The 15988-nt window shown below is 34.0% G+C and carries 14 protein-coding genes; 2 read left to right on the top strand and 12 right to left on the bottom strand.

Features of this window, described 5'->3' with window-relative positions; translation table 11 throughout:
- Positions 1 to 14 precede the first annotated feature (14 nt).
- From HMPREF1140_RS10610 to HMPREF1140_RS10585, 6 genes are all read right to left on the bottom strand, one after another.
- Positions 15 to 1202 carry an aspartate aminotransferase family protein gene (locus tag HMPREF1140_RS10610; RefSeq protein WP_009663918.1) on the bottom strand — a complete coding sequence of 396 codons (1188 nt, stop codon included), beginning with the start codon at positions 1200 to 1202 and terminating at the stop codon, positions 15 to 17.
- The gene (gene argB, locus HMPREF1140_RS10605) at positions 1199 to 2065 is read right to left on the bottom strand and encodes an acetylglutamate kinase (RefSeq protein ID WP_009663876.1); all 867 of its coding nucleotides are present in this window, start codon (positions 2063 to 2065) and stop codon (positions 1199 to 1201) included. Before argB ends, HMPREF1140_RS10610 begins: the two co-directional genes overlap by 4 nt.
- Positions 2066 to 2076: 11 nt before the next feature.
- On the bottom strand, positions 2077 to 3303 hold the full coding sequence (gene argJ, locus HMPREF1140_RS10600) for a bifunctional ornithine acetyltransferase/N-acetylglutamate synthase (RefSeq protein WP_009663862.1): 1227 nt from the start codon (positions 3301 to 3303) through the stop codon (positions 2077 to 2079).
- 67 nt (positions 3304 to 3370) lie between these two features.
- Positions 3371 to 3862 carry a GNAT family N-acetyltransferase gene (locus HMPREF1140_RS10595; RefSeq protein WP_009663860.1) on the bottom strand — a complete coding sequence of 164 codons (492 nt, stop codon included), beginning with the start codon at positions 3860 to 3862 and terminating at the stop codon, positions 3371 to 3373.
- On the bottom strand, positions 3829 to 4869 hold the full coding sequence (gene argC / locus HMPREF1140_RS10590) for an N-acetyl-gamma-glutamyl-phosphate reductase (protein ID WP_009663935.1): 1041 nt from the start codon (positions 4867 to 4869) through the stop codon (positions 3829 to 3831). Before argC ends, HMPREF1140_RS10595 begins: the two co-directional genes overlap by 34 nt.
- Positions 4870 to 5030: 161 nt before the next feature.
- Positions 5031 to 5834, bottom strand: a complete 804-nt coding sequence (locus HMPREF1140_RS10585; protein WP_009663891.1) for an Rpn family recombination-promoting nuclease/putative transposase — start codon at positions 5832 to 5834, stop codon at positions 5031 to 5033.
- 193 nt (positions 5835 to 6027) lie between these two features.
- On the opposite strand from HMPREF1140_RS10585, the gene HMPREF1140_RS13585 reads away from it, so the two are divergent.
- Both HMPREF1140_RS13585 and HMPREF1140_RS14170 read left to right on the top strand, forming a co-directional pair.
- Positions 6028 to 6186, top strand: a complete 159-nt coding sequence (locus HMPREF1140_RS13585; protein ID WP_009663912.1) for a hypothetical protein — start codon at positions 6028 to 6030, stop codon at positions 6184 to 6186.
- 50 nt (positions 6187 to 6236) lie between these two features.
- Complete coding sequence (locus HMPREF1140_RS14170) at positions 6237 to 6389, top strand: type II toxin-antitoxin system Phd/YefM family antitoxin (RefSeq protein WP_442852172.1); 153 nt, start codon at positions 6237 to 6239, stop codon at positions 6387 to 6389.
- Between the two features lie 617 nt (positions 6390 to 7006).
- Here HMPREF1140_RS14170 and HMPREF1140_RS10580 read toward each other — a convergent pair.
- The 6 genes from HMPREF1140_RS10580 to HMPREF1140_RS13080 all read right to left on the bottom strand — a co-directional run.
- Positions 7007 to 7393 carry an SMI1/KNR4 family protein gene (locus HMPREF1140_RS10580; RefSeq protein WP_009663838.1) on the bottom strand — a complete coding sequence of 129 codons (387 nt, stop codon included), beginning with the start codon at positions 7391 to 7393 and terminating at the stop codon, positions 7007 to 7009.
- Between the two features lie 33 nt (positions 7394 to 7426).
- A complete protein-coding gene (locus tag HMPREF1140_RS10575) occupies positions 7427 to 7936 on the bottom strand; it encodes an HNH endonuclease (RefSeq protein WP_009663924.1) in 510 nt (169 codons plus the stop codon).
- A complete protein-coding gene (locus HMPREF1140_RS10570; RefSeq protein ID WP_009663874.1) occupies positions 7936 to 11115 on the bottom strand; it encodes an ATP-binding protein in 3180 nt (1059 codons plus the stop codon). The genes HMPREF1140_RS10575 and HMPREF1140_RS10570 overlap by 1 nt, the downstream gene beginning before the upstream one ends.
- Before the next feature lie 287 nt (positions 11116 to 11402).
- Positions 11403 to 11936, bottom strand: coding sequence for a hypothetical protein (locus HMPREF1140_RS10560; RefSeq protein ID WP_009663896.1), 534 nt, complete (start codon positions 11934 to 11936; stop codon positions 11403 to 11405).
- 12 nt (positions 11937 to 11948) lie between these two features.
- Positions 11949 to 14252, bottom strand: a complete 2304-nt coding sequence (locus HMPREF1140_RS10555; RefSeq protein WP_009663938.1) for a dynamin family protein — start codon at positions 14250 to 14252, stop codon at positions 11949 to 11951.
- Positions 14253 to 14255: 3 nt separating this feature from the next.
- On the bottom strand, positions 14256 to 15988 hold a 1733-nt coding region (locus HMPREF1140_RS13080; protein WP_198007473.1), incomplete at its 5' end, for a dynamin family protein.

The following is a 15988-nucleotide window of genomic DNA, read 5'->3' as shown; positions in this document are numbered from 1 at the left end:
TGCTCACCTTTTCTTTAAAACTTATTAAGCACCCTTTTTAACCTTTCGAGTGCATCATCAACATCTTCTTTTGAAATAATAAGCGGCGGAATAAATCTCAAAATATTGCTTCCGGCATTGATAAGTACCATTTTCTCATCAAGGAGCGCCGACTTTATAATATCGGCCACAGGTATGTCAAACTCCATACCCAAAAGCAGTCCCTTTCCTCTGACTTCCTTTATAAAAGGATATTCCTTTGCCATACCCTCAAGCTTTTCTTTGAGATAATCTCCCACTGCTTTTACATTTCCTGTTATGTCGTCCTCCTTAAAGATATCCAGTACCTTGGATGCCACCGCACATACCAAAGGATTCCCTCCATAAGTGGAACCGTGATCTCCCGGCTTTAATACATCGCTTGCCTTACCCGATGTCAAAAATGCACCTATCGGCACTCCGTTACCAAGTGCCTTTGCCACCGTCATAACATCAGGCTTGATGCCGTATTCCTGCCAGGCAAAATACTGTCCGGTTCTTCCCATTCCACATTGAATTTCATCCAAAATCAGTATCAAATCATGTTCATCTGTAAGCTTTTTGATACCTTCAAGGAACTCTTTCGTTGCAGGATGAATTCCTCCCTCACCCTGTACCGTCTCAAGTATTATAGCACAGGTTTTGTCACTAACAAGATTTTTTACAGACTCTATATCATTATATTTTGCAAATTTTACTCCCGGAATCAGCGGATAGAAATCCTCTCTATAATGCTCATTTCCTGTTACAGAAAGTGCTCCTAAGCTTCTGCCGTGAAAACTTCCTTCCATTGCGATTATTTCAAATCTTCCACCGGTTTTTGTACCGTACTTTTTTGCAATCTTTATCGCACCCTCTATAGCTTCCGTACCTGAGTTTGTAAAAAACACCTTTTCCATCTGACTGATACAAAGAAGTTTTTCTCCGGCCTCTATAACAGGCTCATTATAAAAATAGTTTGATATATGCCAAAGCTTATCCGCCTGTGATTTTAATGCCTCATTTATTCCCTTATAATTATATCCGAGTCCCTGTACCGCAATGCCGGCAAAAAAATCCAGATATTCATTTCCGTCGGTATCAAAAAGCTTTATCCCGTCACCGTGATCAAATACCACCTGATACCTGTTATACGTCTTTAATAACAATTGCTCGGCGCAATCTATTGAATCCTTCATCTTCATAACTGATCTCCTACTATCATGGTACCTATACCTTTGTTTGTAAACATCTCAAGCAAAAGGCAATGTGCAACCCTGCCGTCAGCAATTGTCACCCTGTTTACTCCGTTTTTTACCGCATCCACACAGTTTGAAAGCTTCGGCAGCATACCTCCTCCCATCTGTCCGTTTTCTATAAGCTTTTCAATTTCACTTATACTTATCTTTTCTATCAGGCTGCTCTTGTCGTTAAAGTTCTTGTATACACCTTCAACATCTGTAAGAAATGCCAGCTTTTCCGCCTTCAGTGCCTTTGCAATTGCACATGCCGCATCGTCCGCATTTACATTGTAGCTTGTATACTCTTTATCAAAACCTACAGGACATATAACAGGTAAAAAATCTTTTTCCAAAAGATCAAAGATGATGTCGGGGTTTACCTCACTCACTTCTCCGACCAGACCTATATCCTCACCGTCCACTTCCTTTTTATGGCAATGTAGCAGGGAACCGTCCTTTCCGCTGATACCTACAGCCTTCATTCCAAGCTCTCCTATCATCTGTACCAACTCTTTATTCACTTTATTAAGTACCATTTCCACAACTTCCATGGTTGCATCATCTGTAAATCTTAAGCCGTTTACAAAATGAGGCTCAACATTCACCTTTTCAAGCCACCTGGAAATCTCCTTTCCTCCTCCGTGAACGATAACAGGCTGCATACCTACAAGCTTTAAAAGTACGATATCCTGTATTACATTTTTCTTTAAGTTCTCATCAAGCATTGCCGAACCGCCATACTTTACAACCACAATCTTTTTATTAAACGCCTGTATATACGGCAAAGCCTCTATAAGAGTCCCCGCCTTTTCAAGTAATTTATCCATAAAACACCTCTCTAGCTTCTGTAGTCCGCATTTATTTTTACATAGTCAAATGTCAAATCACATCCCCATGCCGTTGCAGCAAAATCTCCCATATTTAACTTTACCAAGGCTCTGACTTCCTTTGCAGACAATATCTTGCTTGCTTTTTCTTCATCAAAGCCTACAGATACTCCGTCCTTATATATCAAAATCTTTCCGTTTTCACTCTCAAAGTAAAGCTCCATATTATCCGGATCAAACTTTTCACCGCTGTAACCGAGAGCACAAAGAATTCTTCCCCAGTTGGCATCATGTCCGAATACGGCCGCCTTTGTAAGTGATGAGGTAACTACCGATTTTGCCAAAGTTCTCGCGGTCTCCTTAGTCTTTGCTCCCTCTACCACCACTTCAAAAAGTGCTGTAGCTCCCTCACCGTCTCCTGCAATCATCTTTGAAAGAGCTGTTGTAACGAAATTTAGATTGCTCTTAAATACCTTGTATTCCTCACTGCTTTCATTAACTATCTTTTCATTATCAGCAAGTCCGTTTGCAAGTATTATAAGAGAATCGTTTGTGGACGTATCTCCGTCCACACTAACCATATTGAAGGTATCCACCACATCTTCTCTCAGAGCCTTTAATAAAAGCTCCTTTGAGATATTTACATCTGTTGTGATAAATCCGAGCATTGTGCACATATTCGGATGTATCATACCAGAACCCTTACACATAGCTCCCATCCTTACCGTCTTTCCCGATATTTCAAACTCTACTGCAACTTCCTTTGAAACGGTATCTGTAGTCATTATAGCCTTGGCTGCTTCATTTGCAGCCTTTTCACTCTGCTCTAAAGAATTTGAAAGCGATTCTATTCCGGTACAAATCTTTTCTATAGGAAGCTGCATGCCGATAACACCTGTAGATGCCAAAAGTATTGAATTCTCTTCCGCTCCCAGTTCAGATGCCGCCTTTTTTGCACTCTGTTTACAGTACTCCATTCCCTCATCCTTGGTACAGGCATTGGCAATACCTGAATTTATAACTATTGCATTTACATCAACTTCGCTGTCCGTTATTTTTCTGTCCCAAAGTACAGGCGCCGCCTTTACAAGATTTGTGGTGTAGACTCCTGCAGATATTGCAGGAACTTTGGAAAAAATCATGGCCATATCGGTTCTGTTTTTATATTTTATATTCGCCTCGGTTGCACTTGCAAAAAAACCCTTCGGTGCACATATTCCGCCATTTATTATCTTCATACATTCTCCTTATATTGCTGTTATGATTTATACTCTCTATACAAGGCTTCAAGCCCTGTATAACCGATTATGCTACAATACTTGATATATTTTCCTCATTCAGTACAAGCTCATAGCTGTTTATCTCCTTATTTTGCTTCCAGTTTTGACTCTTCCAAAAAATATTTCCTGCAAGATTTTGCTTGAATGCTATAAGAGTTATCTTACTTATTCCTTCGGCATTTACCCTTTCTATAGCTTCCTTTACCATCTTGGCCGCTATATTCTCACCTCTGTACTTTGAATCCACACATACATGGTAAAATGTCGCCTGCCTGCCGTCGTGACCCGAAAGTATACTTCCGACTATGTGATTATCCTTTACGGCAACAACACTAAGCCCTATATTTCTTTCAAGAAACCTTTTTATATGTTCAAAATCATCATCAACCGCCCTGATTCTGAAACCCTTTATACTTTTCCAAAGAGCCATTACATCAGTGTAGTCTTCTATTTTCATCGTCCTTATTTCTATATCGTTTTTCATCATATTGACATAGGTAAACTTTTTAATCCACATTCTTCATCTATCCCAAACATTAAATTCATATTCTGTATGGCCTGACCTGCCGCTCCCTTTATCAGGTTGTCAATGGCGCCGGTCACTACTATCCTGTTTGTCCTCTTATCTGTTACATAGCCTATATCCACAAAATTGCTTCCCTTAACAAATCTTGTTTCTGCATTCTCATTTTTTCTAAGCAGTCTTATAAACTTTTCATTTGCATACTCACTCTCATATGCATTTTTTATATCCTCTTCACTGACATTCGGCTTCAGTGTGGCATATGCAGTCACCAAAATTCCTCTCATCATAGGAACAATATGAGGTGTAAAACTTATTACAATATCCTCTCCTGCCGCCTTTGAAAGCTGAGCTTCTATCTCAGGTGTATGTCTGTGGCTTCCGATTCCGTAAGCCTTCATATTTTCATTTACTTCACAAAAAAGATTGTCAACCTTGGCACTTCTTCCGGCACCTGAGGTTCCCGACTTTGCATCTATTATAATGCTGTTTTCATCTATCAGTTTATGCTTTAAAAGCGGCTGCAGTGAAAGTATTGAACAGGTAGGGTAACATCCCGGATTTGCAATCAGTCTTGCCTTCTTTATATCTTCACGGTAAAGCTCAGGTAGACCGTATACTGCCTCTTTTATAAGATTTTTTGACTTGTGCTCAAGCTTATACCACTTTTCATATACATTCACATCCTTTATTCTGAAGTCTGCCGAAAGGTCTATTACTTTTGAATTTGCAAGCACCTCATCATTTATATTCTCAGACAGAAAGCCTTGAGGTGTGGCTGTAAATATAATGTCCGCTTTCTTTGACAGTTCCAAAACATTGTCGTTTTCGCAAATATCATCTGCATATTTATACATACTTCTAAAAATGCCGGAATAACTCTCACCGGCAAAGCTCTTTGAACCGAATCCGACTATTTTCACATCATCTCTTTGCAACAACAGTCTTACAAGCTCAGCTCCTGCATATCCCGTAGCTCCCACAATGCCTACATTTATCATAAAAACACCTCTCATCCTTTCCTGCGATTTTATAATTAGTTTTATAATTTCATAATTATACACTTTTTATGAATAAAATCAAGGTTTTGTGCATAAAAATTTTCGAACAAAAAAGGACACCTTTTACAGTGTCCTCATTGTCTTAAGCCTTAATAAAGCATTTACATTTTTTTATTCAAATATTTTTGAAATGTGCTTACGCTTAAGTTTGCTCTTTTTGCAGCATCTTCTACGGAAATTATTCCATCTTTTACAAGCATAATCAATGTATTTATTACACCCTCTTTTATCCACTTGTCTTTAGATTCTTCTTTAAATATGTCGTATAACTCCTTCATTGCATCTGTCATCTTATTACCCTCCTTAACATACTTAAAATCATATTTCATTTTAGATGTTACAGGAAAATTGTCACTGTAACAATCATCTTTTGTAAAAACTCCCATCAATTCAGATAGTATAGTACCGTCATTTATATTGGCACTGATATATATTTCTTTGAGCCCGTTGTCAACTTCCGTATTACTTCCGGCTATCACCCTTTTTATTAAATATGAGCTCTTATTTTCTTTGAATATATCAAAATTGCAAATATATATCATGCACACTTCCGGCACATTATCAAAGCTTTCGCCTTTTTTCATCAAGCTTGTAGTCAATACACTACTGTAATATCTCACTCTTTTTTGATGATTTACATTATCAGCATTTTGAACCTCAATATTCACTCGCCTTCCGTCTCTTAACTCACAATATGCATCAAGTATAACGGAGCGTCTTTCTATATTAGTTATAGCATATTGCGACTTATTATTTAAGACTTTCAGCTGATAATCTTGCAAAAATATCCTTAATATTTCTTCACAAAACTCCTTATTCTCTGCCATCTTTCTAAATATAATATCGTCAATGGGATTTAACTTTTGTACATATTCTTTGAATTTTTGTATAGACCTGTCAGACATAAACCTCCTTTATAAATAGAACCTTTTAAAATTAGAAAATATAAGAAATGTAGATATAAAATTATTAGATATAATGAACTGCACTTTTAATTATTATAATAAATGCTATTAATTAAATCAATATACTTGATAGAAATACAACATAATATGCTATAATTATCCTATAAGTTTTTTAGATTCCGGAGGTTTAGATATGCAAGATAAAACTATTCAATTTAATACGAATTCAGACGGCACTGATACAGCTGGAATCAGAGCTTTAGCAAAAGCAAGTAAGATTGCTAAGAAATATAATATTTCCGATATGTCAACAGATGAGATAAATGAAGAAATAGCAGAGTCAAGAAAATAATTAGATTGATATTACTTCGATATATGCAGTAGGTAAATACTATTATCTATATGCTTCTGATTTCTGACCTAAAAAACAAATTTACAGAAATTTGGGAAGCGATTACAACTTCAGACTCTCCAATTTTTCTCACCAAAAAAGTCTATGTCACAATGGTTATAATGAGTATTAAACAATACTCTTCACTTACCGACACATTTTAAAGAAAACTTGATGAAACTTACAGCTTTGTCAAAAGTACCTCTACGGGGCTTTCAAGGTCCGATTTGTTTAATAATATTAGATATACGATTGATAGATTTTAGATTTCTATTAAAGTTTTGCCACGTCCATAATATAAATATCTGATACGATAGATTTGTTCCATTGATGTCATACCCCTTCACTCCTTGTAATATTTTTCTACATAACACTTCGCGTATACATAATTGTATGTATATCTATAATAGATCATTTGTGTATCCCACTCAGTGGTTCTTTATTTCCCAGTACCTACCACTCATAGTATATAACAACCTACATTTTTGATTTACAATAGTCTACATTTTATGTCTACAACCTTCTACTTTTTAAGTTTACACTAAACAAACATTTTTGAATAGACATTGTATATAGTATACAGTTGTATTTCAAATAAAAAATATCTCAAGATGTAATAAAATCAAATCTTTTCACATCTTGAGATTATTTATATTTTATACAGTATAATTATCTTTACTTATTTTTATAAACCCACATATTTTGATCTCTTTATTAACTATGCTTGTGAAGATTACAATCTAAATTAAATGTAAACAATTAATCTGTTTTCATTTAAGGTTTAGTACAAACTTTCAATGAATTGCTTCAATTTATTTCCTGTAGACTCTATTCTATCTGTCTCATGATCCCAAAATACCACTTCTTCAGATTTTAAGTTCAAACAGATATAGTTACCAAACGGATCAATTCCAAATGGAAAAAGATTTTTATCCTTTACCACATCTAAAGCCACAAATACTGTATCATCGTCTGCTTTATTAAATGATAATACTGCACCAAATACTCTCTCATTATTTCCAACCATGAAACAATACTTTTCCGGCGTTGCAGCATTTTCATCAATAACTAGCTGTTTTAAATCTTCAGGAATTTCTATGCCCCTGCTTTGTTCAATTTCAGAAAATACAGACTTATCTTCCAAATCAATTTTATATTTCCAAACCATATTCTTTCTACCTTCCTATTCTGTAAAGCCTTACTATCTATATTCCGATCCACCACCCCAAATACTTCGTCCTCCGGTATGTCTACAAATATCATGTTTGTCATTATCCACTAACTGCATTTGCCCCGGTATCTCATTATGATGCCAAGTTTTTCCACTTATCCTTGGTTCTCCATTTTTAATCTGTTCCAGTTGCCTATGCGTAAAGCCCTGTGCCAAACTTGGATCACGTTCAAGTGCATTTTTTAAATTATTTGAGCAATACTTAAACTGCTCTGTATCACTTGCCTGCCACATTTTTTTCGGCAAATGTGTATCGAATTTACTTTCAAATTGTGGGAATACCCCTTCAACCCTTTTCCCTTCAACTCTAAATACCCTTTTCTCATATGAAGTACCATTATATACTGTGCCTTCTTTGTCTTGATTAATTGTCTTTATGTGCTCGATACCTTTGACATCATTCTTTGTATTTTCAAATGCCTTTAATTTTTTGACAGAATCAATATTTTGTTTAGGTTTAAATTCTCCTATCTCTTTCATTAAATAACCTCCCCATTTATAAATTCTCTAAATTGTTCTAAATAAACATCTTCAACTTCATTTCTCTTGATTTGTTCTCTTAATATACATTCTGCAATCTGATTCTTTCTCCACTCAGGCAAATTTGACACAATTGAATCTTCTGCATATATATAAGTATTCATCCATTCTTCAATAGATTCTGACTCATTAGCTTCTCTTACAAGATTCTCTTTAGCAACAATATCATATATTACTGACTGAATATCGTCAATTCCTATATATCCATTTTGCCTAAATAATCTTATCATCTCTGTCTTTTCAAAAGTTGTAAATGAAGATTTGATAACTTTATCAAGCAGTTCATTCATATTCAAATCAAGCTTCTCACCCGCCACTTTATCTAAAAGTTTATTTATTATAAGAGAGTTCTCATTATAACCAAATGTCAGATCTTCAGATATATTTTTGTATATTCCATCTGAACTTTCATATCCAACTTTGCACAGTACAGGCTCCAACCAGTTATTTTGATAAACTGCTGCAATACCGGTAGGAATCTTTGCAAGCTCTTTTATTTGATCTTCTGTAAGGTTAGCTGATTTACCCACCAAATTTCTATCCTCAGCATCCGGTAATCTCATTATTATTTTTGTATTTGTATTCCTGATTACACTCATATCAAGTAATCCCGGTGCCTGATCTGCTATGATAAAACCTTCTCCATATGTCCTTACTTCTGCAATTGCATTTGACAGCATTTCTACAGATTTTCCCAGTAAATTAGATGATTCTCCACTCTGTTCAGTCGAAGTTCTCTTCAAAAGATTATGTGCTTCTTCCAAAACAGTAACATGCTTCAAATCTGCATTCATAGCTCCTGATGTCATACGATATTCTTGTAATCTCATTACCAGAATACCCATAATCATTGATTTAGTCTCTACTGAACCAACACGGCTCAAATCAACAATTACATTTTCATCAAATAACTTCTCATCCCCAAGTTCATCACTATCAAATATCTTCTTATATATTCCATTTGTCAATGATTGAATTCTTGTAGCTAATGCACCTATATAATTATCTCTTACCTCATCTGAAAATGCAGATTCATTCATTACATTATTTAGCTCTCTAAGTACATCCACAAATGTTGGAAAAAGCTTATCTGAGTATGTATTCCTTGAAGTTTCTAAATTCCAACCAGCATTTTTGTATGATCTCTCCACAGATTCTTTTAATACTGCCGGCATTGCCGCATACATAGGCCAACACACATTAAATATTTCAATCAACCTATCTATATGTTCAAGTACGTGTATTCCTTCAGGGAATTTGAAAGGATTTAATTTCAATAATGGTGTTAGATATATATTGGTACCATATACCTTAGCATCATTATTACCAAACACATGTTTATATTCTCCCTTAGCCGGTTCAATTACTAAGAAATGTATTTTTTGTTTTTTTAACTCTCTTAATAATTGGTACACTGTATTTGATTTTCCTGAACCTGTAGATCCAGTAATAAATGTATGCATCGCAAGACTTTTTAAATTCAAATCTACTTTTGTAGATTGTTCAGCACCCATATGAAAGATATTACCTAAATTTATCTTGGAAACATTCTTATTTGACAAATTAGTTTCAAAAACATTTCTTCCAAATGCTGCCATTTCAAATACAGGTAATCCATTAATTGATTTTTTTGGTAATCCTATATTTACTGTCAACTCATAGGAGTTGCTAATAGAAGCTGGGCTAAGTAGTATTTCACTATTTATCGGACTAATAAATAGTGGATGTGATAATCTCTTTAAATATTCCTTCACAACTACTCTATCCCTTGTATCTTCATTCCAATTATTTATTTGTGATATCTGTAATGATGAATTATCTCCCCTCATTAATGCACTATATCCACTGGATACTATAGCATTTGTCTCAGGATCTGAAGAAATAACATATGTCGCACAGTTGAACGCACCATAAGACTCACACTTTAAAAGTCTTTCAACCTGCTTATCAATCTTTGACAGCAAGTCCTTCACCATCTTATTTTCATTTGATAATTGCACTGTTCTTCCTTGTGTTGTTCCTTCAGATTCTCCTCTTGAATCACTGCTTTGTGTAGAAGAGGAATAAGACTTTGATAAACTTTTTCCGGAAGAGTCAGAAGTACTACCACTCGTTCCTGATGACTGACCAGTGTTAGTACCTTGCGAACCAATTAATCCACTCCCTATTTGACCACCTATTGAACTTCCTAAATATGCACCACCTGCCACTCCTATGGGTCCAGCTACAAAAAAACCTGCTGCACCTCCAATTATTGCTCCACCTGCCGCTCCTAACAGATTACCTGTATCTTTATTTGTACTTGTACCACTACTTGTACCTTCATTCCAACCGCTTGTTTTTGAATAACTCTGAGTCAAAGATGTACTTTCACTTATTGACTCTGATACTCCATCTGTATGTGTTTTGCTTACAGTAATGCTCTCTGATTCATTATAGCTGATAGATGTCTTCAAAAACGGTGATAACTGTGTATAAAGTGATTGATACCCTAACTTAGTATTTGTTATTTCTTTGGCACTTATTGGATCTGCAATCACAACTACACTATACTCTCTACCTGCAACAGAGTCTATAAGATGCTCTATTCCTTGAACAAACTTTTCATAGGAATTATCTTTTTCATTTCTAACCGATGCAATTCCCGAAATAGAAGTTATATAATCATACTCAAATATATTATCAATCAATTGTTTTTTTCTATTACCTGACACTGGAAGTATTTCCAACCCGGGAAAATTACCTGTTAAGGCTCTTTTCAAAGTTTCCCCCTGTGTTGTAATATCGTTATTATGCTTATTTACTACGCCTAAATAATAATCTGTATACTCCTTATTACTTTTAATAAATGTCACTACTGTAGCATTACTTAGATATGCCGCATTTAACACTGTAACAAATTTGTCAATGACGCTTTCCTTTTTATCAGATACCATTTTTGTGAATTTATATATTCTTGTATATTCAGTGATATCAAGTTCTCGCAACTCTGTTGGCATATCTACAACTTGATATTGATTTAATTGGTATAAATAATCCTTTGTTATAATATCCTTTGCCAACAAAAGCGATTCATTAAGTTTATTTATGTCTTGAATTTCTGATAATTCAGTATTCATTTACATTCCTCCCCTCATTAGTTTCTCTAAATCCTCTTTTTTATTATTCGTAAATGCATTCTTCCAAATTTCATAATTAGTCTTTTCTTTTTTATTGCATGTATCGTACAAAGAACATTCTTTTAATTCACATTTTCCCTTGACGTACTCGCAGAAAAATTTTGTTTTTATCCATTTCTTTTGTCCTGCTTTATATTTTCTATATTTTCTCGCCTCTTTATCCTCACATTTATACCTATCTTCACATATAGCACACCTATGAAAAGCTGAACATCCATATCGTTTTTTTATATCTTTACTAGTATTTTGCAAATACACGCTATCATAACTATTATCACTGCTATTGCCACCGCCCCTATTATCATTTTTCCTGTATCGTAAGGCTGGTGGCTCTGTGCGTTTGGGAATTCACCGCCCTCTACATTTCTATTTACTGTTTGCTTTTGAGATACCCTTTCTTGTGTTTGCTTTTCCACTCTGTTTGTGGAAGCTTCATTTTGTGTAACCTTTTTTCCGTACAACTTCTTGCCTATAGTCTCAACATCTTTAATTCTCTCATCACAAAAGTTTCTTTTCAATTCAAAAACTGCTCTTGTAAAATCGTCTTCATTAAACTCCGACTTTATTTTAGAAACTGGTTCGACTCCCAGCAAAGTATCATCCTTTAACTTTATTCCTTTTGATTCAACATAACTTACCACCTCAAAAAATTCTCCATTTGAAAAATCTCTATTAGTGTAACATATACTTCCTATAGCCTCTCTTAATGCTTTTATATCCTTATTAGCTATTCCTTTTTCAACCGCATCATATTTTTGCATGTTTATACCTCCTTAAAATTCCAATACTTGACGAATTGCTTTATCTTTTTCATTGAACCAGTTTGCTAATGTCTGATTTTCTTTTACTCTTTCTTCCAATATACTTGATTCCTTAGTATCATAATCCAGTTTTTCCAAAATATTTGTTATTTCTGTGTTTAAAAGATCAATATTTTCATTAAAAACAGTCTTATATTCTTCTACCTGATCATTAGCCTGCTTAAACATATCACTTATATTTCTCTTTATGCTGGATGAGAAACTTGACATGATATTAACTATTATAGCCCTTACGTCAACATCAATACCATCTTCTACATTAACCGTATAGGAAATTTGTTTTTTCTTCCAAAATTTAAAAAATCCTGTAAATCCTCTTCTCTCGGGATTATCCTTCACCCTAGTCTCACTTCTATATCGTACATGCTCATTTCTACACTGTATATCATATAAATTTGATATTTTTATAGAATCAAACGCTCTTATTTTATTGAAATCAAAATTTTCAATTTCAATGTTATCGATAATACTTTTTACAAGATAAGAATAATCTTCAAGCAGCTTTTTACATTCTCCAAATATCTTATTCTCAATTTCTCTATTTAATCTACATTCACAATCCCTTTGATAATCCTCCAGTCTATGTTGAAAGTCTGAAACCATATAGTCTGCATCTCTCTTATCAATCTTTGATTTTCCATCATATGGTCTTATCATCTGATTTAATTCTCTTTCAACATTATACTGTGCCTCAGATTCATTTGATGAATCTAGTTTAAATTCATTTATTTTACCCTTATACTCATCATAGAGATATTTACCCTGATTATTTTTATCTTTAGCTATCTTTATTTGTTCTCTAACCTTTGAAAGTTGTTCTTTATCTATCGCTATACTTTTTTCAAATTCAGCCTTCATATTAATCTCATCCAGCCTATTTACAATATCTTTTATTGCATCCTTGACTTTCATCGGATATGCGTATTTATCAATATACTCAGCAATAGTTGCCTCCACCGCCGGTATCCCTGTATGTATCAAAGCTTCAAACTCTCTCTTATACTCATCACAACTATATTCCCTTATTTTATCCTGCAGATTTTCTTTTACCGTTGGGGTAAGTGTTGCAAATTCTTCAAAATGTAATTCTTTAACTTCAATAAAATCATTTATATCATTTAATGTATTTCTTTCATTACGTGATAACCCCTCTCCTCTCATATTTTTCCTAATCAATAAGGCCATTCTTGCACTGGTTGGAATAAGTGTAGGCTCAGTAATATCAAACTCATTTAGATACTCTCTAACACTTTGTAATAGTTTATCTACCGTCTCTCCTTTTTCCTCATCAAGTGCATCACATTTATTAATAACAAAGATAAAACGATCCCTTGCTTGTTTTCCACCTTGTCTCATCTCATTAGATATTGTTCTCAAAAGTTGTTCATCATCTTTTATAGCTATTTGTGTTGCATTCATTACATAAAGTACTACAGAATTTGTCCCTTTTATAATATTATTAGTAAGTCTACTATGATTTTCATCTCTTGAATTATTTGGACCAGGTGTATCTCTCAGGCAAAGTCTAATCTTGTCACTTGGAATTGCAGGTACAGAACCTTCTATATCTATATATGTAACTTTACCATTCGAATTAAACTCTTTCATACTATCCAATGTAATAGTTTGCCTTGGATAAATCTCTGTAATACCATCATCTGCATAGCATGTAGCTTCATAATGATCCATAGTATCATTGTCAAGTATTTTACAGATAGTAGCTGTACAAGCCTTATTCTCTGATGGTAGAAGTTCTGTATTTAATAGAGCGTTTATAAGTGTAGATTTTCCACTACTCATAGTTGCAATTACACTTACTTCAAAAATTCCGTTTTTTGCTTCATTATATGAATCGAAGATATCCTTCCCTTTTTCATTCTTTACATTAAACTCGGGTATATTCTTTCCCTTTATATCAAGCATTATTTCATCAAGTTCTTTACTAATGTCTGAATCATTTTTTGCCTCTTCAAATTGTAATTCAAACTTGTCTTTTCCCTTATATACATTTAATGCGTATTTTAAATCATCAAAATCTATTTTTCTGCCTCTAAAAGTTATCCTTACTTTATTATCATCACATGAACCATCAATTTCTTTTAACAGACCGTCCCAGTTAGATGACTCTCCAAGTAAAGCCTGTAATCTATGGTTCTTACTCCTTGAAGCAATTTTCCCCACTGTCAACTCTTTACCATTCTTTTTAAATACACACTCCACTAAATATGGATTGTATCCAATATAAAACTCTGTCATTTTTCATTTACCTCCACCTACGTTTATCATATTTTTCATAATACCGCTACTCAGAATTTGTGCTTTCTGAATCTCCTCTTCAAGTAACCTTATTCCTGTATTATCTATTGCCCTGTTCAAGTCTCTAATTACATATTCCGTACCTTTAACTTGAACTTTATTATTTTGATTTTTCAATGTATCCGTTATTGCAAACGATCGCATAGAATAATCTTTTGGTTGATATACATCGTAACAATCGCAGAATGATCTATACTCATTCCTTGTTAATTCTACTCCATTCAACACCTTTTTAAATAAGCTTGCAGATAATGCTGAAACAGGAATAATATATGGGTTTTCAATACCATTTGATATCAAATATTCTTTAGCTATTGATACAAACTGTTCTACTGATTCTCCCCTACCTTCATCCAATTGATCAACCTTGTTCAAAACAAATATCAAAGATATCTTTGGATTAGCTTTAATTTGTTCTCTTATTTTTCTCAAAAGATACTTATCATCATTAATGCCCATTTGTGTAGCATTCATTACATATAAGAATAGTCCACCCTTAACCTTGCTAATGACATCTTCCATAACTTGTTCATGAGATTCATCTCTTGAATTATTTGGTCCGGGGGTATCAACTACCAATAATGCCCTGTCTGTATTCATTACGCCTTTGACATCACCTTTTATCAGGACTTCAACAACTTCTTCATTATTATTTGCTTTTTCTAATTCTTCTGCAATATCCCTCTCTTTAATCAAAGTTTGTCCGTTTTTATATGTAATATAAATAGTTGTACCATCTGACTGATCATCATCAAGAATCATATATTTCTTTGCAGTACAAGCTTCATTCTTACTTGGTAATACCTGCTCTCCAAGTAATGCATTTATTAGGGTACTTTTCCCACTTGACATAGTTGCCATTACTACCATAGGAAATATACTTCCTTCATCTACTGTAATACCTGATGGAAAGAAATCATTACTCAAAAAGGATTCTCTATTTGGTAAATACTTTACATTCCGTTCTGTATTGCTGATGTCATTTCTATTTACACTACTATATTCTTCATTATCAACATTATAAATATACTTTTCAATATATCCGTTAATTACTTCTTCGAGTGCAGGAACACCTGTATGTATCAAGGCTTCAAGTTCGCACTTATCCTCATTACTATGATACTCATTTATTATATCCTGTAACTTTTCTTTAACAGTTGAGGTAAGTGTCGCATATTCTTCATAATGCAATTTTTTAATTTCAATAAAATCTTTTATCTCATTTAATGTACTTCTTTCATTGTGCGACAGTGCCTCTCCTCTCATTTTTTTTCTAATTATTAGAGCCATTCTTGCACTGGTTGGAATAAGTGTAGGCTCAGTGATACCAAACTCTTTTAGGAACTCTCTAACATCTTGTAATAGTTTATCTACTCTCTCACCCATCTCCTCATCAAGTATATCACATTTATTAATAACAAAAATAAAACGGTCCCTTGATTGTTTTCCACCTTGTCTCATCTCATTAGATATTGTTCTCAAAAGTTGTTCATCATCTTTTATAGCTATCTGTTTTGCATTCATCACAAAAATTACTACAGAATTTGTCCCTTTTATAATGTTATTAGTAAATCTACTGTACTTTTCATCTCTTGAATTATTTGGGCCAGGTGTATCTCTCAGGCAAAGTCTAATCTTGTCACTTGGAATTGCAGGTACAGAACCTTCTATATCTA

Origin of the sequence: Lachnoanaerobaculum sp. ICM7, assembly GCF_000287675.1 — a bacterium.
In the GTDB taxonomy this organism is placed as follows: domain Bacteria; phylum Bacillota; class Clostridia; order Lachnospirales; family Lachnospiraceae; genus Lachnoanaerobaculum.
Note: the sequence above shows the minus strand (reverse complement) of the source record. Positions and strands in the feature narration are given on the sequence as shown.

Coding starts and splice junctions, on each gene's coding strand:
- HMPREF1140_RS10610 (WP_009663918.1), bottom strand. CDS start 1,202: ATGAAGATGAAGGATTCAATAGATTGCGCCGAGCAATTGTTATTAAAG.
- argB (WP_009663876.1), bottom strand. CDS start 2,065: ATGGATAAATTACTTGAAAAGGCGGGGACTCTTATAGAGGCTTTGCCG.
- argJ (WP_009663862.1), bottom strand. CDS start 3,303: ATGAAGATAATAAATGGCGGAATATGTGCACCGAAGGGTTTTTTTGCA.
- HMPREF1140_RS10595 (WP_009663860.1), bottom strand. CDS start 3,862: ATGTGGATTAAAAAGTTTACCTATGTCAATATGATGAAAAACGATATA.
- argC (WP_009663935.1), bottom strand. CDS start 4,869: ATGATAAATGTAGGCATTGTGGGAGCTACGGGATATGCAGGAGCTGAG.
- HMPREF1140_RS10585 (WP_009663891.1), bottom strand. CDS start 5,834: ATGTCTGACAGGTCTATACAAAAATTCAAAGAATATGTACAAAAGTTA.
- HMPREF1140_RS13585 (WP_009663912.1), top strand. CDS start 6,028: ATGCAAGATAAAACTATTCAATTTAATACGAATTCAGACGGCACTGAT.
- HMPREF1140_RS14170 (WP_442852172.1), top strand. CDS start 6,237: ATGCTTCTGATTTCTGACCTAAAAAACAAATTTACAGAAATTTGGGAA.
- HMPREF1140_RS10580 (WP_009663838.1), bottom strand. CDS start 7,393: ATGGTTTGGAAATATAAAATTGATTTGGAAGATAAGTCTGTATTTTCT.
- HMPREF1140_RS10575 (WP_009663924.1), bottom strand. CDS start 7,936: ATGAAAGAGATAGGAGAATTTAAACCTAAACAAAATATTGATTCTGTC.
- HMPREF1140_RS10570 (WP_009663874.1), bottom strand. CDS start 11,115: ATGAATACTGAATTATCAGAAATTCAAGACATAAATAAACTTAATGAA.
- HMPREF1140_RS10560 (WP_009663896.1), bottom strand. CDS start 11,936: ATGCAAAAATATGATGCGGTTGAAAAAGGAATAGCTAATAAGGATATA.
- HMPREF1140_RS10555 (WP_009663938.1), bottom strand. CDS start 14,252: ATGACAGAGTTTTATATTGGATACAATCCATATTTAGTGGAGTGTGTA.